Here is a 24,163-nt window from a genome sequence, read left to right on the forward strand (position 1 = left end):
CTTCCGGGGCTTTGACGCCCCTGACATCGATCAAGAAAGGGCCACTAGGTGCTGCACAAGAACTGGCAAGATCTTATCAAGCCCAACCAGTTGAACATTCTCCCGGGTCGCGATCCGAACCGGTTTGCCATGGTTGTGGCGGAGCCGCTGGAGCGCGGCTTCGGTGTGACGCTCGGCAACGCGCTGCGCCGTATCCTGCTGTCTTCGCTGCAGGGCGCGGCCGTCACCTCGGTGCATATCGACGGCGTGCTGCATGAGTTCTCCTCGATCCCGGGCGTGCGTGACGACGTCACCGACATCGTCCTGAACATCAAGGGCATCGCGGTGCGCCAGCACTCCGACGGCATCAAGCGCATGATGCTGAAGAAGGAGGGGCCGGGCGTGGCCACCGCCGGCGATATCGAGACCGGCGCCGATGTGGAGATTCTGAACCCGGATCACGTGATCTGCACCCTGGACGAGGGCGCTTCGATCCGCATGGAGTTCACCACCGCGCTCGGCAAGGGCTATGTGCCGTCTGAGCAGAACCGCCCGGACGATGCACCGATCGGCTTCATCCCGGTCGACTCCCTGTTCAGCCCGGTGCGCAAGGTCTCCTATAAGGTCGAGCATACCCGCGAGGGCCAGGTGCTCGATTACGACAAGCTGACCATGGACATCGAGACGGACGGCTCGGTGAAGCCCGAGGATGCCGTGGCGCTCGCCGCACGCATTCTGCAGGATCAGCTCTCGGTCTTCGTGAACTTCGAAGAGCCGAAGAAGGAGCAGGCGCCCGAGACGCCGCCGGAGCTGGTGTTCAATGCCGCTCTTCTCAAGAAGGTCGACGAGCTGGAGCTTTCCGTGCGCTCGGCCAACTGCCTGAAGAACGACAACATCGTCTATATCGGCGACCTCATCCAGAAGACGGAAGCGGAGATGCTCCGGACCCCGAACTTCGGCCGTAAGTCCTTGAACGAGATCAAGGAAGTGCTGGCCGGCATGGGGCTGCATTTGGGCATGGACGTGCCGGATTGGCCGCCGGAGAACATCGAAGAGCTGGCCAAGCGCTTCGAGGATCATTACTAGAGCTCTCCGGCGTCGCCGGAAGAACGAAGAATTAGCGGCCAAGGCCGCACGCAGGAGGAGAGAATGCGCCATCGTAAAGCCGGAAGACGGCTCAATCGATCGGTCCCGCACCGCAAAGCGCTGCTGAGCAGCCTGGCGAATGCTTTGATCAAGCATGAGCAGATCGTGACCACCTTGCCCAAGGCCAAGGAGCTGAAGCGGGTGGCCGACAAGCTCGTGACCCTGGCCAAGCGCGGCGATCTCCATTCCCGCCGCCGGGCCTTCGCCAAGCTGCGCGACGACGCCATGGTGGCCAAGCTGTTCGACACGCTGGGTCCGCGCTATGCGGAGCGCCCGGGCGGTTATACCCGTGTCCTCAAGGCCGGTTTCCGCTATGGCGATTCCGCGCCTGTGGCGGTAATCGAGCTGGTGGACCGGGATGTAGACGCCAAGGGGCAGGATTCGGGTCCGACCCAGAACTTCGACGAGGAAGAAGCCGTCGCGGCCTAACGCGACGCTACTTTCCGACGTCAGACACGAAAAACGCGCCGCGGCGATTGCCGGGCGCGTTTTCTTTTGCCTGATCGGCTGGGTCTCAGCCGCGGGCTTTCCTAATTCTAGTCCTCGCCGACTTCGCCATGGACCTTCGGCGGGGTGAACTCGATGCCCTCGGCCTCTTCATGAGCGGCGATGGCGGCATCCTTGATGCCGGCGAGACCGTCCTTGTAGATGCCGGTGATGACTGCTTCGGCTTCCTCTTCGCTGGCGCCGTCCTCGTCGAAGTCGCCGGTCCAGTAGATCACGGTGCGGTTGGGCTCATCGTCCTCTTCCACCCAGATCTTGGACTTGTAGTTCTTTACGGGCAGGGGGCTTTCGATGATCTCGTAGGAGTAGCTGAGATCGCCACGATCGGTCAGCCGCTCGTAGATTTCGCCACCGTCGCCGAGGGTGAGCGTGCGAAAGGTATCGCCGTCCTTCTCGCTCTCGACGCAGTCGACAACGGCCGGATGCCAATCCTTGATGGCGCAGAAATCGCTGACCAGGGGCCAGACTTTGTCAGGCAGGCCCGGGGCTTCGGTCCGGCCTTTGGCGTCGGCTGCCAGCGCCGACGTTCCGCAGAACGCTGTGACGGCGGCAATCGCGATGGCGCTTCTCCATGTGGGCATATGTTTTCCTCCAAATCGTCTTTGTGTAGCTTGATAAACGTGAATCCCGGCATCCTAGTGGAAGCAACCGGCGGGGCAAGTGTGCGACGCCGGTCGTTGTTCCGTCATGCCGGTGGTTACGCTATACGAAGCCCATTGTTCCCGGGCCGTTAATTCGGAGCCTTTGCCATTTTTCTCATGAGATATAGCAGCCTCATCGTTTTGCTTCTTGCCGCGTTCATGGGGGCCAACAGCGCCTCGGCGGAAATCCGCGTGGTCCCGAAGAGCGATACGGCGCTGAAGCAATCCTTCGCGCCCGTCGTGAAGAAGGCCATTCCCGCGGTGGTGAACGTCTATGTGAGCCGCCGGGTCTCCCAGCGGGTCTCGCCGTTCATGAACGACCCGTTCTTCCAGCGCTTCTTCCGTGATTTCGGCATGCCGCGGGAGCGGGTGCAGAACTCGCTCGGCTCCGGCGTGATCGTCGGCGACGAGGGGATCGTGGTCACCAACAACCACGTCATCCAGGGGAGCGGCGAGGCGGAGATCACGGTCGCGCTCGCCGACGGACGAGAGTTTCCGGCCGAGATCATCCTGAAGGACGACCGGACCGATCTGGCGGTGCTCAAGCTGCAGTCGGACGGGGAGACGTTTCCCTCCGTGGCGTTTGCCGATTCCGACAGTCTGCAGGTGGGCGACATCGTGCTGGCCATCGGCGATCCGTTCGGCGTTGGCCAGACGGTCACGAGCGGGATCGTCTCCGCGCTGGCCCGCACCAAGGTCGGCATCTCCGACTACCAGTTCTTCATCCAGACCGATGCGGCCATCAATCCGGGCAATTCGGGCGGCGCGCTGATCGACATGGACGGCTATCTGGTCGGCATCAACACGGCCATCTTCTCCAAGAGCGGCGGGTCGCACGGCATCGGCTTTGCGATCCCCTCGAACATGGTCCATCTGGTGGTCAAGGCAGCGCTGGAGGGTGGCACGGTGCGCCGGCCATGGCTCGGCGCTTCGCTCCAGTCGGTCACCTCTCAGCTTGCCGACACGCTCGGGCTTGAGAGCCCCCGCGGGGCGCTGGTAAACGAGATCAATCCCGAGGGGCCTGGGGCCGCTGCGGGGCTTCAGATCGGCGACGTGATCGTCAGTGTCGATGGGCGCCAGGTGAAGGACCCGGAAGCGCTCCAGTATCGCCTGGTGACCAAGGGCATCGGCAGCACCGCAAAGATCGGCATCATGCGGGAAGGCCGGCCGCGCAACGTGACCCTGGAGCTGGTTCCGGCGGCGGAGATCCCGCCGCGCAACGCTCAGGTGCTGGAAGGGCGGACGCCGCTCACCGGCGCCAAGGTCGCCAATCTCTCGCCGGCCGTGGCCGAAGAGCTCGACATTCAGAACGAGGGGCCGGGCGTCGTGGTGATGGATATCGCCCGGGGCACGGTGGCGGCGCGCGTCGGCGTCAGGCCCGGCGACATCGTAAAGGTCGTGAATGGCACGGAGATCACCTCGGTGGAGCAACTCGTCACTCTGCTTTCCAACAATACGGGCGGCTGGCAGCTGCAGATCGCGCGCGGCGGCCGCATGTTGAGCCTTCAGATCGGGGGCTAGGGCGAAGCCATGTCCAGTCTATTCGAAGCCGCCGGAATGGAGCGGAACGCGCCGCGGCCCCTGGCCGACCGGCTGCGGCCGGAGAACCTGGCGGCGGTGATCGGCCAGGAGCATCTGCTCGGCGAAAACGGGCTGCTCACCCGCATGGTCAACGCGGGCCGGCTCGGCTCGGTGATCTTCTGGGGACCGCCGGGAACGGGCAAGACGACTGTTGCCCGCCTCTTGGCTCAGGTGACCGATCTCGATTTCGTGCAGCTCTCGGCGATCCAGTCGGGGGTGCAGGACCTGCGCAAGGTCTTCGACGCCGCCAAGGCGCGCCGCGAGCAGGGGAAGGGGACGCTTCTCTTCGTCGACGAGATCCACCGCTTCAACCGCTCCCAGCAGGACGCCTTCCTGCCTCATATGGAGGACGGCACCATCACGCTGGTGGGGGCCACGACGGAGAACCCGTCCTTCGAGCTGAACTCGGCGGTCCTGTCTCGCTCTACCGTCCTGACGTTCAAGCGGCTCGATGAGGACGCATTGAAAGAGCTGCTGGCCCGCGCCGAGGAGTTCGAAGGCCGCAAGCTTCCCCTGGACGACGATGCCCGCATCGCTCTGATCGACATGGCCGATGGCGATGGGCGGGCGCTCGCGACGCTGGCCGAGGATGTGCTGCTCGCCACCCATAAGGGCGTCGACAAGCCGCTCACCCGGGAGGAGCTGACCGAGCTGGTGCAGCGGCGGGCGCCGCTCTACGACAAGTCCCAGGACGGCCATTACAATCTGATCAGCGCGCTGCATAAGTCTGTGCGAGGCTCCGACCCGGATGCCGCGCTTTACTGGCTGGCGCGCATGCTGGCCGGGGGCGAGGACCCGCTCTATATCGCCCGGCGGCTGGTGCGCATGGCGGTGGAGGATATCGGCATGGCCGATCCCGTCGCGCTCGTGCACGCCAATGCCGCCAAGGATGCCTATGATTTTCTGGGCTCGCCGGAGGGCGAGCTGGCCTTGGCTCAGGTCACGGTCTATCTCGCCACGGCACCAAAATCGAACGCCGCCTATATGGCCTTCAACGCGGCGACCCGGACGGCCAAGGAGCACGGCTCCTATCTGCCGCCGAAGCATATCCTGAATGCCCCGACCCGGCTGATGAAGGACGAGGGGTACGGCGCGGGCTATGCCTACGACCATTCTCAGGAAGGGGCGTTCTCCGGCCAGAACTACTTCCCGGACGAGATGGAGCGGGAGCAGTTCTATCGGCCGACCGGCTACGGCTACGAGGAGCAGGTGGGCAAGCGACTGGAGCGCTGGGCGAAGATCCGGGCCGAAAGGTCCAGCAAGGGGGATGCATGACGATCTTCTATGTGGCGGCCGGCGGCGCCGTGGGGGCAAGCCTGCGCTATCTGGTGGGGGTGGCCTCCGGGCGGCTCATCGGCTTCGGCTTTCCCTGGGGCACGCTGGTCTGCAATGCGCTGGGCTGCTTCCTCATGGGCGTGCTGATCGAGCTCATGGCGACCAAGCTGACCGTGCATAACGATCTGCGCGCTTTCCTCGCCGTGGGGCTGCTCGGCGGCTTCACCACCTATTCCGCCTTCTCCGCCGATTTCGCGACGCTCCTGGGGCGGGGCGAGACCTATCAGGCCGTGTTCTACGTGGCGGTGACCCTGACGCTTGCGTTGGCCGGCGTGTTCGCAGGCTTCGCCTTCGTGCGGGCGCTTTAGGGTATGGCCGGCGTTGAGACCAAGGAAGTCACCCGGGACGAGGACGGGATGCGGCTGGACCGCTGGTTCAAGTCCCATTACGCGGACCTGCCTCATAGCCGGCTGGAGAAGCTGCTCAGGACAGGCCAGGTGCGGGTCGATGGCGGCCGGGTGAAGTCCCATACGCGGCTGGAGGCGGGCCAACAGGTGCGTGTGCCGCCCATGCAGGCCTTCGACGGCGGCCGGCCGCCAAAGGACAAGCCCCAGCTCAGCGCGGCCGACGCCAAGTTCCTGCGGGAGATCACGCTCTATGAGGACGACGATCTCCTGATCCTCAACAAGCCATCCGGCATGGCGGTCCAGGGCGGCAGCAAGACCACGCGCCATATCGACGGCATGCTGGCGGGGCTCGGCGACGGGCCGGAGACCCGGCCGCGGCTGGTGCACCGGCTGGACCGGGATACCTCGGGTGTGCTGGTGGTGGCCAAGCGGCGCTCCATTGCCGCGACGCTCGGCAAGGCGTTCCAGACGCGGTCGGTGCGCAAGATCTACTGGGCGGTGGTGCACGGGGTGCCGAAGCCGCCCCAAGGCAAGATCGATGCGGCGCTGGTGAAGGCCACGGGGCCGGAGGGCGACCGGGTGCGAAAAGCGCGGCCCGGCGAGCAGGAGCAGGCCCAGAGCGCGGTCACTTATTATGCGGTGGTCGACCGGGCAGGGGAGATCGCCTCTTACGTCTCGCTCAAGCCCGTCACGGGACGCCAACACCAATTGCGCGCCCATATGGCCATGTGCGGCCATTCCATTCTGGGCGACAGCAAATACCCGCCGGAAGAGGGGCAGGAGCTCCCTGAGGGCATCGCCAATAAACTGCATCTGCATGCGCGTCGTATCAGCTTTAAGCATCCGACGGGCGAGGGGATCGTGGACGTCACCGCGCCGCTCCCCGGCCATATGAAGGACAGCTTCGCGGCGTTCGGTTTCACGGAAAAAGGCAACGAGGAGGATAAGTGAGCGAGCCGAAAGGGAGCGAGCCCAAAAAGAGCCAGCCTCAAAAGGAGCGCATGAAGAAGTTCTACAAGGACGTCACGCTGGCGGCGGCGGATGGCGATAATGCCGCCGCGCTGCTGCTCGACGGCCGCACGGTGAAGACGCCGGGGCGGAACGCCTTAGCGCTGCCGACGGAGCCGCTCGGCGAGGCGGTGGCCGACGAATGGCGCGCTCAAGGCACCGAGATCATCCCTGAGACCATGCCCATGACCCGGCTGGTCAATACGGCGATCGACGGGGTGCGGGGGAACGAGCAGACCGTGGCCGACGATATCGAGACCTTCGCAGGCACCGATCTCCTCTGTTACCGGGCGGACGGCCCGGACGGGCTCGTCGCTCTCCAGGGGGAAGCCTGGGATCCGCCGCTCCGCTGGGCGGAGAAGCATTTCGGCGGCCCGTTTCATCTCGCCGAAGGGGTGATCCATGTGGAGCAGCCCGAAGAGACCATGGCTGGCGTGCGCGCCTCGCTTTCCGGTCTCGGCCCGTTTGAGCTGACGGCTCTGCATATCATGACCAGCCTCATGGGCTCGGCGCTGCTGGCGCTGGCCGTGGCGGAGGGTGAGATGGTGCCGGACGAGGCCTGGGACGCCGCCCATGTGGATGAGGACTGGCAAATCCTCCAATGGGGCGAGGACAAGGAAGCGTCTGAGCGACGGGCCCGCCGCAAGGAGGATTTCGACACCGCGGCGCGTATGCTGGCGCTGGTGCGCAGCGAGCCTTGAAGGTGCTCCCAGGGCTTGCCTTAGAGGCCTGCCATGCTATTCAGCGTGGCGCAGTTTTTCAGTCGGGTTGGGGAACGTCACATGAAAGAAGTCCTTGAAGAGCTTGAGATCCGCCGGGAGAAGGCCCGCGCGGGCGGCGGCCAGAAGCGTATCGACGCGCAGCACAACCGGGGCAAGCTGACCGCCCGGGAGCGGCTGGAGCTCTTGCTGGACGACGGCTCCTTCGAGGAGTTCGACATGTATGTCGAGCACCGCTGCACGGATTTCGGCATGCAGGAGACCAAGGTGCCGGGTGACGGCGTGGTGACCGGCTGGGGCACCATCAACGGCCGGGTCGTCTATGTCTTCGCCAAGGACTTCACGGTGTTCGGCGGCTCCCTGTCGGAGACCCACGCCCAGAAGATGATCAAGATCCAGGACATGGCGCTGAAGAACCGTGTCCCGATCATCGGTCTGTTCGATGCGGGCGGCGCGCGCATTCAGGAGGGCGTCGCGGCGCTGGGCGGCTATGGCGAGGTATTCCTGCGCAATGTGCAGGCCTCGGGCGTTATCCCGCAGATCTCCGTCATCATGGGCCCGTGCGCGGGCGGCGACGTGTATTCGCCGGCCATGACCGACTTCATCTTCATGGTGCGCGACACCGCCTACATGTTCGTCACCGGCCCGGACGTGGTGAAAACCGTGACCAAGGAAGAGGTGACGGCGGAGGAGCTGGGCGGCGCCTCGATCCACACCACCAAATCCTCCATCGCCGACGGCGCCTACGACAACGATGTCGAGACGCTGCTCCAGATGCGGCGCTTCATGGACTTCCTGCCCGCCAGCAACCTGTCCGGCGTGCCGGAGCTGCCGACCCGCGATCCGTGGGACCGGGCGGACCATTCGCTGGATACGCTGATCCCCGACAATCCGAACATGCCCTACGACATGAAGGAGCTGATCACGAAGGTCGTGGACGAGGGCGATTTCTTCGAGATCCAGGAGGATTTCGCCAAGAATATCGTGACCGGCTTCGCGCGCATGGAGGGGCGCACCATCGGCATCGTCGCCAACCAGCCCATGGTGCTGGCGGGCGTGCTCGATTCCGACGCCTCGCGGAAAGCGGCGCGCTTCGTGCGCTTCTGCGACTGCTTCCAGATTCCGCTGGTCACCTTCGTCGATGTGCCGGGCTTCCTGCCGGGCACGGACCAGGAATATGGCGGCCTCATCAAGCACGGCGCGAAACTGCTCTTCGCCTTTGCCGAGGCCACCGTGCCGAAGGTCACCGTCATCACCCGCAAGGCCTATGGTGGCGCTTACGACGTCATGTCGTCCAAGCATATCCGGGCGGATGTGAACTATGCCTGGCCGACGGCCGAGATCGCGGTGATGGGGCCTAAAGGCGCCGCCGAGATCCTCTATCGTGCGGACCTCAAGGACCCAGAGACGATCCAGAAGCGCATCGCCGAATACGAGACCCGCTTCGCCAATCCCTTCGTGGCGGCGGAGCGCGGCTATATCGACGAGGTGATCATGCCCCACGGGACGCGGCCGCGGATCGCCCGGGCCCTGCGCATGCTTCAGAACAAGGAAGCCGAGACCCCCTGGAAGAAGCACAATAACCTGCCGTTGTAGGACGACGTGTCGGGGTGCTGCAGCTTGGCTGCGATGAGTATGGTCGCCATCACCGGCGCTCTCGCTGGGGGAGCCGTCGGCTTCATCCAACGATATCGCCGGGCCGCACCCCCAAGGGACCCGAGACCCGGTAGCCAGAGACCATCTTTAGCCAGTGGTTTGGTGCGCGGTGAATCCAGTCGACGACCACAGGATCAATTCGATCCTTTTGAGGTAGTCCATCCGGATAAGAGCGCTCGCCGCTACGCAGGTCATAGTACTCCAGACTGTACGTTGGCAGGAACGAATTCAGGAGCGCTGAGACGTCTTCGAGCTGCTTGCGTTTGACCGTATCTCCGGTTGGGTACTGTGCCAGAAACTCGATCCGGCCGCGGCGGCAGTCGTCCGTCCTGCCTGCGACAGGTCCGAAGGCATCCAAAACCTCGTTGGCGGGTTGAACACTCGCACCTTGAGCAAACCCTCCAACACGCAGAATGAGATTGTCTGGGCAGACGTCTTCCAGCAAACATATGTCGGAGACTTGATCGAGTTGCTCCTCGTTTGGCGGTACCCCCGCCACAATCAAACAATCGAGAGTGCTGTAAATCTCCGCATCATCGATCACCTCCGTCAGGTTTTCGATCACGTCGGCCCCACGAAACGAGCCGGATCCATGCCGCCGGTATCGCACAATCTGCGATTGCGGGAGCAAAGCACGAATTGCTCGAATAGCCTCGAGCGCCGTTTCCAGCGTTGTGCCGTTGAGCCACGCCTCGAAGAAGCTCGTCTCGCCGCTAAGATCGAAGCATCGGTCCTCTTGTCCCCCCGCGAGGCGAGCGTTGGGTCTCATTTCGGAAATTGAGAGAAGCGGCGGCGTCTTGCCATTGATGGTTATCCCGACAAGCCGGCAAAGCTGGGCTGAGTGCACGGTCGCCCACCAGGGGCCGACCCGATCAGAGACGAAGACATCGTTTCCTTTATAACAATCTTCGCCTGGCGACTTTGCGACCATCACGCTCAGGAAGCCGTTCTCGTAGCGGAACAAGACCTCCCGGCCATCAGACGTTTCCGAATGAGCTATGACGGCGACATAAAAGTCTCGTTCATGGACCAAATCCAGAATGACCGAGGTGGCGGCCGGAGGCGGCGTTATGAATATGCTGCCGCAGGGGGTGTACATCTTCGAGCACTCTCGTCAGTCTTCAAGCGGTGAAACCGAGCACCTCAAGATCTCTATATGCCAGCGCAGCGTGTGGTGCCACAGAGAGTCTCCCTTAGCCGTTGTAGGGGGCGTTGTGCCGGGGCGGGTTTCAAACCGCTCAGACATCCTTACCGTACAACCCTGGGATGTACTCATAGCTCGGGGAGGAGAAAACGGTGAAAGCAAGAATGCGCATGGCGCTTTTGGCGCCGCTGGCTTTGGCGGCTGTCGTTGCAATGGCGCTGGCGGATGGGATTGTCTCTAGCGCGGAGGCTGGCTCTCCCAAGAACAGTGGCGGGTCGGGCGGAGGTGCCTCGAGCCTTTCCGGGACCGATCTCGGAAGCGGGCGTTTCAAGAAATCCGGCTCCCAGGGCGGAAGCGGCCTCAGCGGTACGGATCTCGGCAGCGGACGCCTGAAGAAATCGGGTTCGCAAGGCGGCAAGAACTAGCGCTCCATTCGTCGGAATCACGACCTCCCGTCGCGCGCGTACGCAAATGTCCGATTGCGGGCTCGCGGGCAACTCCGCTAAACTTTCAACCGTTCAGTGGTTCAGGGGGGATCGTTATGCGTTTGTCTGTTGCGATTTTGGGGGTCGGGCTGACCCTTGGCGGATTGGCTTTGAGCGCCACGCCGGCGGCGGCCTATACGTGCGGCGAGCTGTGGTGGCTCCGCAACCAGATCTATCACGCCAACGGCTATTGCTTTAAATCGCGCAACGCGATCAACACGTTCGGCAATTCGGGCTGCCTTTACGACAACGCGGGCTCGATGCCCATGTCGACGACGGACCGAAATGCGGTTGCGCAGATCAAGCAGCAGGAACGCTGGCAAGGCTGCCGATAACGCTGCTGATTGCTTCATCGTATCTGACGTCGTCGAAAAGCTCTTGGAGCCGCGATGGACGTGAGGGCAGGCGGGACTGCTCGGCTGAGCACGCGCGCGTTAAAACCGGCGTTGGGTGCGGTGCGCCCGCCATGGTTGCAAACTTCTAAACAGACGGGACATCTTGAGGCGCCTAATCGCTTGAGAACGCTTTTTAAACCCGGATAGCGAACAAAGCTTGCTCCTGCACGTTGTTCCTGAAGTTTATAGGAAGAACAAGCATTCCATGGAGGTACTTTATGAAGTTCACGAAATTTATTCCTGTTGCCGGCGCCGCTCTGTTGATGTCCACCGCGGTTTATGCGGCCGACGCCGAGATCAGCGAGAACATGAAGGTCGTCGATCCGGATATGGACAACGCTCTGACTCTCGATGAGGCCTATACGGCCGGTGCCAAGACCTTCAAGGCGCTGAACCCCGATGGCGACGACACGCTGGAGGCCGATGAGCTGAAGGGCCGTGTCAGCAAGCGTCAGCTGAAGGAAGCCGATCCGGACGATGACGGCTCCCTCGACATGAGCGAGTACAAGGCGCTGATCAAGAAGCGTTTCGAGGCGGCCAACCCCGATGGCGACGACACCATCGAGTCCGACGAGCTGGAAACCCGCAAGGGCAAGAAGCTTCTTGAGCTGATCCAGCAGTAAGAGGCCGGGCCTCATCGCGTGAGCTTGGCGGCACTCCTGCCGCCGGGTTTCGCGCTGCAATCGCGAAAGATAGCCGTCCTTCGGGGCGGCTATTTTTTTTGCGTTGGCTGTTGGTTTTCCGGGCAGGTCTCGGCCTTGGTGGCCCGCGGCCTAGGACGCCAGCGCCACGTCTTCCCGACCCGGGCTCTCCGCACGCAGGGAGGCGAGGACTTCGTCCGCAGACAGGGCCATACCGAACAGGGCGCCCTGGCCAATGGTGCAGCCATGGGCGGTCAGCCAGGTCGCATCGTCTTCCGTCTCAACGCCTTCGGCTGTGATCTGCATTTCCAGATTTTGTCCCAGACCCAGAATGGCGGCGACCAGCTTCCGGCTGTCCGCATTCATACGCATGGAGCGGATGAAGGAGCGGTCGATCTTGATCTTGTCGAAGGGCAGGGTGCGCAGCTGCGCCAGGCTCGAATGGCCGGTGCCGAAATCGTCCAGCGCGATGGTGATACCGGTGTTGCGCAAGGAGGCGAGGGTCTCCCTGGCGCGCTGTAGATGGGTCATCACGGCGCTTTCGGTGACCTCGATCTCGAGCCGGCCCGGCGGGACTCCGCTTTCGGTCAAGATGGCAAGGATCCGCTGGGGCAGCTCTTGCGCCGCTAGCTGGGTCGGCGACAGGTTGAGCGCCACTTTGAAATGGGACGGCCAGTTCTTGAGGTCGCAGCAGGCCTGCTTCAGGAGCTGGAAGGTCAGCTCGTCGATCATGCCGAGCTCTTCGGCGATGGGAATGAACACGTCCGGCGTGATCTTGTCCTGGCTGTCCGGCCAGCGGGCCAGAAGCTCGAAGCCGAAGAGGCTCCGATCGTCCAGATAGGCCAGGGGCTGGTAATAGGCCAGGAAGCCGCCGCCGTTCACGACGTCGCGCATCTTCCGCTCCAGGCTGGCACGAGTCTGCATCTCGCGGCCCATGGTTTCGTCGAACAGGTCGACGTTATGGTGCTCGGCATGCTTGGCGTGGTGAAGCGCCATGTCGGCGGCGCCGAGGAGGCCTTCCGGGTCGCTTTCGGGATCGCTGATGGCGACCCCGATGGTGGCGCTTATATCGAAATCGATGGAGCCCACCGAAACGCTTTCGCCGATCCGCGTGGCAATCTGCTCCGCAAGCTCAAGCTGAGCCTTTTCCGTTTCGATATCGGGGATGAGCAAGGCGAACTCGTCGCCGCCAACGCGCGCGGCCAAAGATCCGGCCGGCGCCAGCTCAGAAATACGCTCGGCGACAATGCGCAGGACCGCGTCTCCCGTGGCCTGGCCGTAAAGCCCGTTCGCCAGCTTGAAGTCGTTGAGGTCGATGGACAGAAGCGCGCAACGGCCGCCCCGGCCGCGGCTCTTGGCCAGGACGGTGCGGAGCTCCTCGTTAAAGACGTTGCGGTTCGGCAGACCCGTGAGCCCATCGACGCGGGCGAGGGATTGGGCCAGGCGCTTCGCATTGGCAAGCGATCTGTACGACCGTTTCAGCCGGTCGGTTGCGTTGAAGAGCAGCAGGGTCGGGACGATCAGGGAGATCGCGGCGAAGGTCGTGGAGGTGGCGATGAAGCGCCAGCGCTCGTGGGTCTCGAACTCGTGGTCGTAATGCACGCTCAAGAGGTCGCAGAGCAGCGCCTCAAGCTTGAACTCCCAAAGCGTCGACAGCACGAAGACCGTGAAAACGGTCAGCAGCAGCGCGCCCATGATCCGCGATCGCGTCAATGGCATGATGAACCCCTTCAGCAGGGCCAATTGACCATAGGGTCGCGAGGATGTGCTTAAGCCCTATGCGTAATTTGTACGTACTTCCCTAATTGGAGGTTTAGGCTGAGGTGCGCCAACCGGTTAATTCTGCTGCAGAAAATCGAGCATCACCTCATCGAAGCGCTCCCGGTTTTCAAGCTGGGGAAGGTGGCCGACGCCTTCGAAGATGACCGCCCGGGCATGGGGCATCTTATTAGCGATGGCCTTCGCGTTGTCGGCGTTGTGGCCCATCTTCGATTGCATCTCCTTCGGCGCGGCCCCCTTGCCAGGCGCCACATGGTCGTTCTCGCCCATGACGATGAGGACGGGCTGCTTCACGAAGGGCATGTCGTAGATGATCGGCTCCCGCAGGACCATCTGGGCGGAGTTGGCGAAGCTTCTCAGCCAGCGCGGAAACTCGGCGCTGTCGCGCATGCCCGTCCGGGCCCAGACGAAGGGATCGAGATCCTTATCCGGCAGGGTGAGATTGTAGCGGGTCTTCAGGCTCTCCCGGTAATCCTCCGGCGTGACCTTCGCCTCCATGTCGACCAGCGTCTCGGTCGGCACGGGCGGGACGTAGAGGCCGTAATCCTCCAGGCCGATGGGCCCGGTCATCAGCACCTTGCGGACCTTCTTGGGGAAGTCGCGGGCAAAGCGCATGGAGAGCATGCCGCCCATGGAGTGGGCGACCACGTTGACCTTGTCGATCTCCAGGGACTCCAGAAGCTCGGCGGTGTTGCGGGCAAGCTCGTCGAAATGGAGATCGAAGGTCGGCTTGGACGATTTGCCGAAACCGATCTGGTCCGGCGCAACGACCCGGTAGCCGGCCTCGCTCAAGGTCTCGATCACGGGCGCCCAGTAGCTCGATGGGAAGTTCCGCCCGTGAAACAGGAGTACGGTCCGGCCATTGGCTTCGTCCGTCGGCGCAACATCCATATAGGCCATGTTCAGATCCTGGCCGTCGCGGGTCAGCGGAAATAGCTTCACATCATAGGGGTAGGGGTAGCCTTCCAGGGCGATGCCCAAGGGCGGAAAGCCTTCATCGGCGGCCGTCGTCTCGGTGTCGGCGGCGCGGACAGTCTGTCCCAGGGGGAGGCTCATCAGGAGCATCGCCAGACAAGATATGACAGCGGATTTCCAACACATTTTCGTCATCGCGGTCCCTTTCGGTATGGCGAGATCGGCGCGAGCCTTAAGGATATCGAGAGGCGCCAGCGATAGGATCGAAGTCTGGGCGCGGCCCTTCGTTCCAGGGTTATTGCAAATCGGCCAAACCCTGCTATCCCGAGGCCTGACAGCGCCTCGACGGCTCAATTCCGCCGCCAAAGGCAGATATCCACTTTGCCCATAGTATTCATTTCGCTCCTGGGACGTCTCAGGCGGGTCTGAATTCCATCATGACCAAGCGCTTTATCATCGTTGCCATCATCATCGCGGTGTTTCTGGGCGGGCTCGCCTGGTTCCAGTTCATCTTCAAGCCGCAGATGATCGAGCAGTTCGTTTCCAAGATGCAGGGTGCCGCGCCCACGGTGACCACCGAGGTAGCGAAGCTCGAGAGTTGGACCCCGGAGCTCCATGCGATCGGCACCGTCACAGCCATTCGCGGCGTGAATTTGGCGCCTGAGATCTCCGGCATCATCGAGGACTATTTCTTCGAAAGCGGCGACGATGTCGAAGAAGGCAAGCTGCTGGTGCAGCTCGACGATTCCGTCCAGCAAGCGGAGCTTGCGGCGAACAAGGCGACCCTGAAGGACGCCGAGATCAATTACGACCGGCAAAGTAAGCTGGTGGACCGGGGCGCGGTCTCCCAAGCCGCTCTCGACACGGCCACGGCCGACCGGGATTCCGCACGTGCCGCGGTGGATCAGGTCAGCGCCGTGATCGAGCAGAAATCAGTCGAGGCACCGTTTGCGGGCCGGATTGGCCTTCGGACGGTGGAGAAAGGGCAGTACGTTCCCACGGGCGAGGGGATCGTCTGGCTGCAGTCATTGGATCCGATCTGGGTCGACTTCCCCGTGCCCGAGACGGAGTCGGGCCGCATCAAGCTCGGCGATGCCGTGCAGGTGCGGGTCGACAGCTATCCGGACAAGACCTTCGACGGGAAGATCACCGCGCGGGACGTTCGCGTGAGCACCGATACGCGCACGCTCATGCTGCGGGCGACCTTGCAGAATCCGGACAAGACGCTGCTGCCGGGCATGTTCGGCGACGTGACCGTCGGCTCCGGCGCGCCAAAGGAATACGTCACCGTGCCCAAGACCGCCGTGACCTACAGCCTCTATGGCGACGCGGTCTGGGTGGTGGTGCCCGGCGATAAGGAAGGGAGCCCGGAAGACGAGACGTCGGCGCCTGAGAGCGGTGGCGCCCAGGCGGCGGAAGCCGATCAGGGCGAGGCTGCAGAGGGCGATGCCGAGAACGCGGACGCGCAAGAGGACGATGCGGCGCCGAAACTGAAGGCGGAGCGGCGCTTCGTGCGCGTCGGCCCCAATCGCGGCGACCGTGTCGCTATTCTGGAAGGAATCGAGGCAGGGGACGAGGTGGTGTCCAGCGGGCAGCTGAAGCTGCAGCCGGATTCAGCCGTCGAAGTGGACAATTCGGAGCGCTTGAAGGCGCCGGCCGAGCTGCCGAGGCCCTGATCCCATGAGCTTCACCGACCTCTTCATCAAGCGCCCCGTGCTTGCCATGGTCGTGAGCCTGCTCGTGCTGCTGGCCGGCGCCCAAGCCGGCCTCAATCTGCAGATCCGTGAATACCCGGAGATGTCGAACACGACCATCACCGTCACCACGACCTATCCGGGCGCCAACGCGGAGCTGATCCAGGGCTTCATCACGGTGCCGCTCCAGCAGGCGGTGGCGAGCACCGAAGGCATCGATACGATGACGGCCACGTCGAGCCAGAACGTGTCGACGATCACCCTCAATCTGAAGCTCAACGCCGATTCCGACCGGGCGATGACCGACGTGCTGTCGAAGATCGCCCAGGTGCAATATCTGCTGCCGCGGGAAGCCAACGACTCCGTCGTCACCAAGGAGACGGGCGAGGGCACGGCGCTGATGTACATCTCGTTCTCCAGCGACGTGATGACCTCGTCCCAGATCACCGATTACCTGACCCGTGTGGTGCAGCCGCGGCTGCAGACCATCGGCGGGGTGGCGAGCGCGGAGATCCTGGGTGGCCAGACCTTCGCCATGCGCATCTGGCTGAACCCGGACAAGATGGCGGCTCTGAAGGTCACGCCGGTGGACGTGGCCCAGGCGCTGGATGCCAACAACTACACGTCTGCCGCGGGCCAGGTGAAAGGCCAGTTCACCGAGACCAGCATCGACGCCCAGACCGATGTGAGCGACCCGGAGCAGTTCGGCGAACTCGTCATCAAGACCGACGGCGATGCGCTGGTGCGGCTGAGCGATATCTCGGAGATCGAGCTCGGGCCTCAAAACGCCGATTCCTCGTCCGTGTTCGATGGGCTGAAGGCGGTGTTCATCGGTGTGGAGGCGACGCCCACGGCAAACCCGCTGACGGTGATCACCGATGTTCGCAACGACATGCCCAATATCGAGCGTGAGCTGCCGACGGGGTTGAACGCGGCCATCGCCTACGATGCGACGGACTTCATCCGCACCTCCATCTGGGAGGTGGTCACGACGCTGGGCGAGGCAGCGATCATCGTGATCGTGGTGATCTTCCTGTTCCTTGGAAACTTGCGCTCCACAATCATCCCCATCGTCACCATCCCGCTGTCCCTGGTGGGCGTGTTGGCGATGCTTTACGTGCTGGGCTACTCCATCAACCTGATGACCCTGCTGGCGCTGGTGCTTGCCATCGGCCTGGTGGTCGACGACGCGATCGTGGTGGTGGAGAACATCTACCGGCACATCGAGGACGGCATGAAGCCGCTCGATGCGGCGCTCAAGGGCGCCCGGGAGATTGTCTACCCGGTCATCGCCATGACCATCACCCTGGCAGCGGTCTATGCGCCCATTGGCTTCGTTTCCGGCGTCACGGGTTCGCTCTTCCGGGAATTCGCCTTCACGCTCGCCGGCGCCGTGGTGGTCTCCGGCTTCATCGCGCTGACCCTGTCGCCGATGATGTGCTCCAAGCTCCTGCGTCAGCACGACAATGACGGCAGTGGCTTCACCGGCGTTCTCGACCGCTTCTTTGGGCGGCTGAACGGATGGTACCGCCGCCGCCTGACCAGCTCCCTGAACTACCGGCCGGTCACCGTGCTGGTGATCTTCGGCGTGATCGCGGGCACGGCGCTCATGTATGTGACGGCTCAGAAGGAGCTCGCGCCGGACGAGGATCAGGGCATCCTGTTCTCCATCGTGAAGACGCCTCAATACGCCAATCTCGACTATCTCGAGCAGTCGACCGCGCAGCTCGGGAAGGTGTTCGACGAGCTGCCCGAGGAGGAGCATGTCTTCACCATCAACGGCATGGGCGGGACCCATCAGGCCTTCGTCGGCCTTCTTCTGAAGAACTGGGGCGAGCGCGAGGGGACCCAGGCGGACGTGCTGCAGCAGGTGCAGCCCCAGGTGAGCAAGGTGGCGCCGGCCCAGGCGCTGATCTTCTCGCCGCCGGCGCTGCCGGGCTCCACGGGTGGCGCCGATGTCCAGTTCGTTATCACCACGACGGAGGATTTCGAGAGGCTCGCCGAGGTCACCAACGAGATCGTGAAGGCTGCCGATGAGAGCGGCATGTTCATTTTCACCGATTACGATTTGCGCTTCGAGACGCCACAGATCTCGTTCGAGATCGACCGGGACAAGGCCAACAGCCTGGGCGTCTCCATGGCGGAGATCGGCCAGTCGCTGGCGACCCTGCTGGGCGGCAATTACGTCAATCTGTTCGATCTCTATGGGCGCAGCTATCAGGTGATCCCACAGGTGCCGCGCAAGTACCGGCTCGATGAGGATTGGCTGACGCGCTATCAGGTTCGGACGGCTTCCGGCGATATGGTGCCGCTCTCCAACGTGGCCCATGTCACCAAGACGGTGCAGCCCAACGCGCTGACCAATTTCCAGCAGCTCAACTCGGCGACCCTATCCGCCGTGCCGTTCCCGGGCCGGACCGTCGGCGATGCGGTGGCGTTCCTAGAGGGCAAGGCGGAGGAGGTCTTCCCGCAGAACTTCTCCTATGACTGGCAGGGGCAGAGCCGCCAGTACATCCAGGAGGGCAACACGCTGGTCTATACCTTCGTCTTCGCCCTGATCCTCATCTATCTGGTGCTGGCGGCCCAGTATGAGAGCTTCCGGGATCCGTTCATCATCCTGATCGCGCTGCCGACGTCGATGTTCGGGGCGCTGCTGCCCATCAGCCTGGGTCTCGGCTCCATCAATATCTACACCCAGGTGGGGCTGGTGACGCTGATCGGCCTGATCGCCAAGCACGGCATCCTGATGGTGGATTTTGCCAATCACCTCCAGGAGGAGGAAGGCTATAGCCGCCGGGATGCCATCGAGGAGGCGGCCGTGATCCGCCTCCGGCCCATCCTCATGACCACGGCCTCCATGGTGGTCGCCATGGTGCCGCTTCTGATCGCGGAGGGGGCGGGCGCGGCCAGCCGGTTCGCCATCGGTCTGGTGATTTTTGCGGGTCTCACCATCGGCACGATCTTCACGCTCTTCGTGACGCCGGCGATCTACACCTTCCTGGCGAAGGATCATGCCAAGATCAGAGGCGACGAGATGCCGGCCATGGAAGGCCCCGGCGATTTCGAGCGCGCCGAGGCCGATCGGCGGAAAAACGAAGAAGACCGGCATAAACCGTACTCTTCAGCCGCTGAATAAGGGCGTATGCGGAGGAACCATCTGGTTTACTCCGCGTCCTCTAACCTCTAGAAAGCAGTGCTCAAAAAGAAGGCTTGGGGGCGTATGTTTTCGAAAATCCTGATCGCGAACCGCGGTGAAATCGCCTGCCGCATCATGCGGACCGCAAAACGTCTCGGCATCAAGACCGTGGCGGTCTATTCCGACGCTGACCGCGATGCGGTGCATGTGGACATGGCGGACGAGGCGGTGAATGTGGGCCCGGCGGCAGCCGCGGACTCCTATCTGGTCATCGACAAGATTATCGCAGCCGCCAAGGAAACGGGGGCGGAGGCCATCCATCCGGGCTACGGCTTCCTGTCGGAGAACCCGGCCTTCGCCAAGGCGCTGCAGAAGGAAAAGATCACCTTCATCGGGCCGAACCCGCACGCCATCGAGGCGATGGGCGACAAGATCGAGTCCAAGAAGCTGGCGGCCGAGGCGGGCGTGAACACCGTGCCCGGCTATATGGGCGTGATCGAGGACGCCAAGGAAGCGATCAAGATCGCCGACGACATCGGCTATCCGGTGATGATCAAGGCCTCTGCGGGCGGTGGCGGCAAGGGTATGCGCATCGCCTATAGCAGCGAGGAAGTCGAGGAAGGCTTCAACGCCTCGAAGTCGGAAGCCAAGTCGAGCTTCGGAGACGACCGGGTCTTCATCGAGAAATTCGTCGAGGAGCCGCGCCATATCGAGATCCAAGTGCTGGGCGACAAGCACGGCAATGTCATCCACCTCGTCGAGCGCGAATGCTCCATTCAGCGGCGCAACCAGAAGGTTCTGGAGGAGGCGCCGAGCCCTTTCCTGGACGAGAAGACCCGCGAAGCCATGGGCAAGCAGTCCATCGAGCTCGCTAAGGCCGTGGATTACGACTCCGCCGGCACGGTGGAGTTCATCGTCGACAAGGACAAGAATTTCTACTTCCTGGAGATGAACACCCGCCTTCAGGTGGAGCATCCCGTCACCGAGCTGATCACCGGCATCGACCTGGTGGAGCAGATGTTCAAGGTCGCCGACGGCGAGAAGCTCGAAATCAAGCAGAAGGACGTGAAGATCAACGGCTCGGCCATCGAGGCCCGCGTCTATGCCGAGGATCCGTCCCGCAACTTCCTGCCGTCCACGGGCCGGCTGGTGCGCTATCGCCCGCCGGAAACGGGTGAGGAGAACGGCGTCACCGTCCGCATCGATACCGGTGTGGAAGAGGGCGGCGAGATCTCTATCTACTACGATCCGATGATCGCCAAGCTGGTGACCCATGCGCCGACCCGCATCGAGGCGGTCGAGGCCATGGGCCGGGCGCTGGATGCCTTCGCCATTGACGGGTTCCGCCACAACATTCCGTTCCTCGCCGCCCTGATGCGCCATCCGCGCTGGCGGGAGGGGGACATCTCCACCAAGTTCATCGCAGAGGAATATCCGGAAGGCTTCGAGGCGCCGCTCCCTGAAGGCGAGACGCGCGACGTGCTGATCTCCGTGGCTGCGGCCATCGACCATCTCAGCAATGCGCGCCGCCGCAACATTACCCAGCAGATGCTGGGCGAGCCGGTGACCTTCGCCGAGGAGCGTGTGGTCGAGCTCGGCGGTGCGTCGGAGCGGGTGTCCGTGACCCCGGGATCGGAAGATTCGGACGAGTCCCTCGTCATCGCGTTCACCGGCGAAGGCAAGGGCCGCAAGATCGAGCTCAATTCCAATTGGTGGTTCGGCGATCCGGTCTGGCAGGGCACCATCGACGGCAAGCCCGTCGCGGTGCAGGTGCGGGCCATCCTGAACGGCCACGCGCTCACCTATGAGGGTGTGGAGGTCTCCGCGCGGGTCTATACGGCGCGCGAGGCGGAGCTGATGGCGCTGATGCCCATCAAGGAGCCGCCGGACACCTCCAAGATGCTGCTCTGCCCCATGCCGGGCATGGTGGTCTCGCTTGCCGTGGAGGAAGGCCAGACGGTCGCCGCGGGCGAGACGCTGTGCGTCGTGGAAGCCATGAAGATGGAGAACGTCCTCAAGGCGGAGCGCGACGCCACCGTCTCCAAAATCCTTGCAGAGCCTGGCGACAGCCTTAATGTCGATGCTGTCATCATGGAGTTCGAATAGGCGGGAGCTTTAGCCGTGTCCGGCGAAAGCGACGACATCAGAACCGTTACGGTCCGCATCGAAGGCCGCGTACAAGGCGTCTATTTCCGCGCCTGGACCGAGCAGACGGCGAAAGAGCTGGAGCTCGACGGCTGGGTCCGTAATTGCGACGACGGCTCGGTGATGGCTGTGTTTTCCGGGCCGGCCGACGTGGTCGCCGACATGGTGAAGCGCTGCGAGGACGGCTCGCCGGATGCGCAAGTCTCGAAAGTGACCATCGTCGACGAGGGTGGCACGCCGCCTGATGGCTTCGAGGTCATCGCCTCGGATAACTACAAATAGCTCACGAGCGGCGCAGGCTCTCCGGCCAGGCTTGAAGCAGGGCCGCGTCCACCTTCTCAAAATCCGTATCGACCCCGAGCGCTTTTAGGCTGGTCGGCTTCGTGTCCTTCAGGCCGCAGGGGATGATGCCGGAGAAATGCTCCAGATCCGGCGCCACGTTGAGGCTGATGCCGTGGAAAGTGACGCCGCGGCTCACCCGCACGCCGATGGAGGCGATCTTGGCGCCACCGACGAACACGCCGATATCGCTGGAGGCCGGATCGACGGTGACGTCGAAGACGGCGAGGGCGTCTCTCAGCCAGGTCTGCAAGGCTTGTACATAGGCGCGGACGTCGCCGCCCCGCGCTTTCAGGTTCAACATCACATAGGCGATGCGCTGACCGGGCCCGTGATAGGTATAACGGCCGCCGCGGCCCGTTTGGTAGACGGGAAAACGGTCCGGATCGATCAGCTCGCTCGGATCCGCCGAGGTGCCGGCCGTATAGAGGGCAGGGTGTTCGAGCAGCCAGACGCATTCGCCGGCCTCACCGCTTGCGATATCCGCCACGCGGCTCTCCATGGCGTTCAGAGCGCGCGGGTAGGGGACGGGCTTCTTGCTGCGGAACCACTCGATCCCGGTCGCTTGATGGGGCTCGGAATAGAGTTCGGCGCCCAGAAGCCCGGTCGTCCCCACCATCCTTGCGAAATTGGCTGTCGGCATGGCGCCATCATGGGGGAGATTTCCAGCCCCTGCACCCCCATATAAGAAGACATATCAAGCTCTGTCAGCTTGCGCGCGAGGTCCGAGTTTGCTAATGCAGCCCGACCTTCGGGCTCAGGCTCGAAGCACGCGCTTCCGATTGAGCACGGAAGCTTCGCCTTATCTATGCGGTCGTGGCGGAAATGGTAGACGCGCAGCGTTGAGGTCGCTGTGGGCATAGCCCGTGGAGGTTCGATTCCTCTCGACCGCACCACTCTCTTCTTATTGGTGCACTACCGCCCTCGAGGCGCTCAACTGCGCGGCTTGGCTGCCGTCGCAGCCTGATGGCCTGCGGAACCTTCCCCGGGTTGGAAATCTTCCACTTTGGGCTGGCGGTTAAGGGCGAAGCAGCGTTTATTGGCGAAAATCTCAGGCCCGTAGGCGGTTTGTCCCGGCAAATCGTGCCGGCAGGCTCCGGTTCCGTCCCGTGGGCGGGATCTTCCGCGTCTTAAGCGTTCACATCGAGGTTTCGGAAAGGCGATGGACACCGTCCTGGACGAACAGAATCTCGTGCGCAACGAGGAGGGCGATTTTCGCTCCGAGTTCCTGCATGCCGTGGAAGCGGCGCTGGAAGCGGAGGATATCGCTGAGGTTCGTTCGCTTACCGGCGACCTCCATGAGGGCGACCTTGCGGACCTTCTGGAGCTTCTGAAGCCGGAAGAGCGCGACCAGCTCATCACCCAGCTGGGGCACGAGTTCAATCCGGCTGCCTTGAGCGAGCTAGACGAGGGCGTGCGCGACCAGCTTTTGGCGACGTTGCCGGCCGAAGTCGTGGCCGATGCGCTGCAGCAGCTCGACACGGACGACGCGGTCTATCTGCTGGAAGATCTGGCGGAGGAGGATCGCAACGCGATCCTCGACCAGCTGCCGCGGCTCGATCAGCTCACCCTGAAGAAGAGCCTGGAATACCCGGAAGACTCCGCCGGCCGCATCATGCGCACCGAGGTCATCTCGGTGCCGCCCTTCTGGTCCGTGGGCCAGACCATCGATTTCATGCGCGAATCGGAAGATCTGCCGGACCGCTTCGACGAGATCTTCGTGGTCGATCCGGCCTTCCACCTGATCGGCAGCGTCGCGCTGAACCGGCTGTTGCGGTCCAAGCGCCACGTCAATATCGAGGACATCACCGATCACGACCTACGCCCGATCCAGGCGGAGTCCGACCAGGAGGACGTGGCCCGGGAATTCGAGCGCTACAATCTCTCCTCGGCGCCCGTGGTGGACCAGGACAACCGGCTGATTGGCGTGATCACAGCCGACGACGTGGTCGAGGTCGTCCAGGAAGAGGCGGAGGAGGATATCCTGCGCCTGGCTGGTGTCTCCTCTAATACGGGCATGTCCGACAGCGTCTGGGGCACCACGCGTCAGCGCTTCGCGTGGCTTCTGGTGAATCTCGCAACCGCGATCCTCGCCTCCTATGTCATTAGCCTGTTCGACGCGACCATTGAGCAGATGGTGGCGCTCGCCGTGCTGATGCCCATCGTCGCCTCCATGGGCGGCAATGCAGGCACCCAGACCATGACCGTGGCGGTCCGGGCGCTGGCCACCCGGGATCTCGGCCGGGTAAACGCATTCCGCGTGATCGGCCGCGAGACGGCGGTGGGGCTCCTGAACGGGCTGCTCTTCGCTATCTTGATGGCGCTGGTGACCTATTTCTGGTTCGGCCGAACCGATCTCGGGGTGATCATCGCGCTCGCCATGATCGTCAATCTGGTGGTCGCCGGGCTCGCCGGCATTCTCGTGCCGTTAGGCCTCAACGAGCTCGGCGTCGATCCCGCCATCACCTCGGGTGTCTTCGTCACCACCGTCACCGACGTGGTCGGCTTCTTCGCATTCCTCGGCCTCGCGGCGCTCTGGCTCCTTTAGCCCGAACGAGGCATCATCCGTACTCT

21 protein-coding genes and 1 tRNA gene are annotated in these 24,163 nt (G+C 63.2%); 17 read left to right on the plus strand and 5 right to left on the minus strand.

The window, feature by feature from the left end; genetic code table 11:
* Positions 1-48 precede the first annotated feature (48 nt).
* Together ACFQ2F_RS08310 and rplQ are read left to right on the plus strand one after the other, a co-directional pair.
* Positions 49-1,065: a DNA-directed RNA polymerase subunit alpha gene (locus ACFQ2F_RS08310; RefSeq protein ID WP_379088457.1), complete on the plus strand. Its 1,017-nt coding sequence runs from the start codon at positions 49-51 to the stop codon at positions 1,063-1,065.
* Between the two features lie 63 nt (positions 1,066-1,128).
* Positions 1,129-1,554: a 50S ribosomal protein L17 gene (rplQ, locus tag ACFQ2F_RS08315; protein WP_379088460.1), complete on the plus strand. Its 426-nt coding sequence runs from the start codon at positions 1,129-1,131 to the stop codon at positions 1,552-1,554.
* Positions 1,555-1,661: 107 nt separating this feature from the next.
* Here the strand turns inward: rplQ and ACFQ2F_RS08320 are convergent, their stop codons facing one another.
* Positions 1,662-2,210, minus strand: coding sequence for an SRPBCC family protein (locus ACFQ2F_RS08320; protein WP_379088462.1), 549 nt, complete (start codon positions 2,208-2,210; stop codon positions 1,662-1,664).
* A gap of 177 nt (positions 2,211-2,387) precedes the next feature.
* Here ACFQ2F_RS08320 and ACFQ2F_RS08325 point away from each other — a divergent pair, with 177 nt between their 5' ends.
* From ACFQ2F_RS08325 to ACFQ2F_RS08350, 6 genes are all read left to right on the plus strand, one after another.
* On the plus strand, positions 2,388-3,791 hold the full coding sequence (locus ACFQ2F_RS08325; protein ID WP_379088465.1) for a DegQ family serine endoprotease: 1,404 nt from the start codon (positions 2,388-2,390) through the stop codon (positions 3,789-3,791).
* Positions 3,792-3,800: 9 nt separating this feature from the next.
* Positions 3,801-5,126 carry a replication-associated recombination protein A gene (locus tag ACFQ2F_RS08330; protein WP_379088468.1) on the plus strand — a complete coding sequence of 442 codons (1,326 nt, stop codon included), beginning with the start codon at positions 3,801-3,803 and terminating at the stop codon, positions 5,124-5,126.
* On the plus strand, positions 5,123-5,494 hold the full coding sequence (crcB, locus tag ACFQ2F_RS08335) for a fluoride efflux transporter CrcB (RefSeq protein ID WP_379088471.1): 372 nt from the start codon (positions 5,123-5,125) through the stop codon (positions 5,492-5,494). The genes ACFQ2F_RS08330 and crcB overlap by 4 nt, the downstream gene beginning before the upstream one ends.
* Before the next feature lie 3 nt (positions 5,495-5,497).
* Positions 5,498-6,484, plus strand: a complete 987-nt coding sequence (locus ACFQ2F_RS08340; RefSeq protein WP_379088474.1) for an RluA family pseudouridine synthase — start codon at positions 5,498-5,500, stop codon at positions 6,482-6,484.
* A 50-nt stretch (positions 6,485-6,534) separates the two neighbouring features.
* On the plus strand, positions 6,535-7,242 hold the full coding sequence (locus ACFQ2F_RS08345) for an ATP12 family chaperone protein (protein ID WP_379090646.1): 708 nt from the start codon (positions 6,535-6,537) through the stop codon (positions 7,240-7,242).
* Between the two features lie 81 nt (positions 7,243-7,323).
* Positions 7,324-8,856, plus strand: a complete 1,533-nt coding sequence (locus ACFQ2F_RS08350; RefSeq protein ID WP_379088477.1) for an acyl-CoA carboxylase subunit beta — start codon at positions 7,324-7,326, stop codon at positions 8,854-8,856.
* Between the two features lie 82 nt (positions 8,857-8,938).
* Here the strand turns inward: ACFQ2F_RS08350 and ACFQ2F_RS08355 are convergent, their stop codons facing one another.
* Positions 8,939-10,015: a hypothetical protein gene (locus ACFQ2F_RS08355; protein ID WP_379088480.1), complete on the minus strand. Its 1,077-nt coding sequence runs from the start codon at positions 10,013-10,015 to the stop codon at positions 8,939-8,941.
* 197 nt (positions 10,016-10,212) lie between these two features.
* Here ACFQ2F_RS08355 and ACFQ2F_RS08360 point away from each other — a divergent pair, with 197 nt between their 5' ends.
* The 3 genes from ACFQ2F_RS08360 to ACFQ2F_RS08370 all read left to right on the plus strand — a co-directional run bounded on the left by ACFQ2F_RS08360 (position 10,213) and on the right by ACFQ2F_RS08370 (position 11,563).
* A complete protein-coding gene (locus ACFQ2F_RS08360) occupies positions 10,213-10,485 on the plus strand; it encodes a hypothetical protein (protein ID WP_379088483.1) in 273 nt (90 codons plus the stop codon).
* 116 nt (positions 10,486-10,601) lie between these two features.
* Positions 10,602-10,880 (plus strand): YARHG domain-containing protein, encoded by a 279-nt coding sequence (locus ACFQ2F_RS08365; protein ID WP_379088485.1) that lies wholly within the window; start codon positions 10,602-10,604, stop codon positions 10,878-10,880.
* 278 nt (positions 10,881-11,158) lie between these two features.
* A complete protein-coding gene (locus ACFQ2F_RS08370) occupies positions 11,159-11,563 on the plus strand; it encodes an EF-hand domain-containing protein (protein ID WP_379088488.1) in 405 nt (134 codons plus the stop codon).
* A 150-nt stretch (positions 11,564-11,713) separates the two neighbouring features.
* Here the strand turns inward: ACFQ2F_RS08370 and ACFQ2F_RS08375 are convergent, their stop codons facing one another.
* Entirely contained in the window at positions 11,714-13,300 is a 1,587-nt protein-coding gene (locus tag ACFQ2F_RS08375) for a putative bifunctional diguanylate cyclase/phosphodiesterase (RefSeq protein WP_379088491.1), read from the minus strand.
* Between the two features lie 117 nt (positions 13,301-13,417).
* Positions 13,418-14,416, minus strand: a complete 999-nt coding sequence (locus ACFQ2F_RS08380) for an alpha/beta fold hydrolase (protein ID WP_379088494.1) — start codon at positions 14,414-14,416, stop codon at positions 13,418-13,420.
* 296 nt (positions 14,417-14,712) lie between these two features.
* Between ACFQ2F_RS08380 and ACFQ2F_RS08385 the strand changes: the two genes are divergently transcribed.
* The 4 genes from ACFQ2F_RS08385 (at position 14,713) to ACFQ2F_RS08400 (ending at position 21,532) form a co-directional block, all read left to right on the plus strand.
* Positions 14,713-15,951: an efflux RND transporter periplasmic adaptor subunit gene (locus ACFQ2F_RS08385; RefSeq protein WP_379088497.1), complete on the plus strand. Its 1,239-nt coding sequence runs from the start codon at positions 14,713-14,715 to the stop codon at positions 15,949-15,951.
* 4 nt (positions 15,952-15,955) lie between these two features.
* The gene (locus ACFQ2F_RS08390) at positions 15,956-19,105 is read left to right on the plus strand and encodes a multidrug efflux RND transporter permease subunit (protein WP_379088500.1); all 3,150 of its coding nucleotides are present in this window, start codon (positions 15,956-15,958) and stop codon (positions 19,103-19,105) included.
* Between the two features lie 84 nt (positions 19,106-19,189).
* On the plus strand, positions 19,190-21,211 hold the full coding sequence (locus ACFQ2F_RS08395; RefSeq protein WP_379088503.1) for an acetyl-CoA carboxylase biotin carboxylase subunit: 2,022 nt from the start codon (positions 19,190-19,192) through the stop codon (positions 21,209-21,211).
* Positions 21,212-21,226: 15 nt separating this feature from the next.
* A complete protein-coding gene (locus ACFQ2F_RS08400) occupies positions 21,227-21,532 on the plus strand; it encodes an acylphosphatase (RefSeq protein WP_379088506.1) in 306 nt (101 codons plus the stop codon).
* A gap of 1 nt (position 21,533) precedes the next feature.
* Here ACFQ2F_RS08400 and lipB read toward each other — a convergent pair whose 3' ends face one another.
* The gene (lipB, locus tag ACFQ2F_RS08405) at positions 21,534-22,232 is read right to left on the minus strand and encodes a lipoyl(octanoyl) transferase LipB (protein ID WP_379088509.1); all 699 of its coding nucleotides are present in this window, start codon (positions 22,230-22,232) and stop codon (positions 21,534-21,536) included.
* 167 nt (positions 22,233-22,399) lie between these two features.
* On the opposite strand from lipB, the gene ACFQ2F_RS08410 reads away from it, so the two are divergent.
* Positions 22,400-22,485, plus strand: a tRNA-Leu gene (locus tag ACFQ2F_RS08410).
* A gap of 266 nt (positions 22,486-22,751) precedes the next feature.
* Complete coding sequence (gene mgtE, locus ACFQ2F_RS08415) at positions 22,752-24,137, plus strand: magnesium transporter (protein WP_379088512.1); 1,386 nt, start codon at positions 22,752-22,754, stop codon at positions 24,135-24,137.
* Positions 24,138-24,163: the final 26 nt, after the last annotated feature.

It is taken from the genome of Methyloligella solikamskensis (genome assembly GCF_042676065.1).
GTDB lineage: Bacteria > Pseudomonadota > Alphaproteobacteria > Rhizobiales > Methyloligellaceae > Methyloligella > Methyloligella solikamskensis.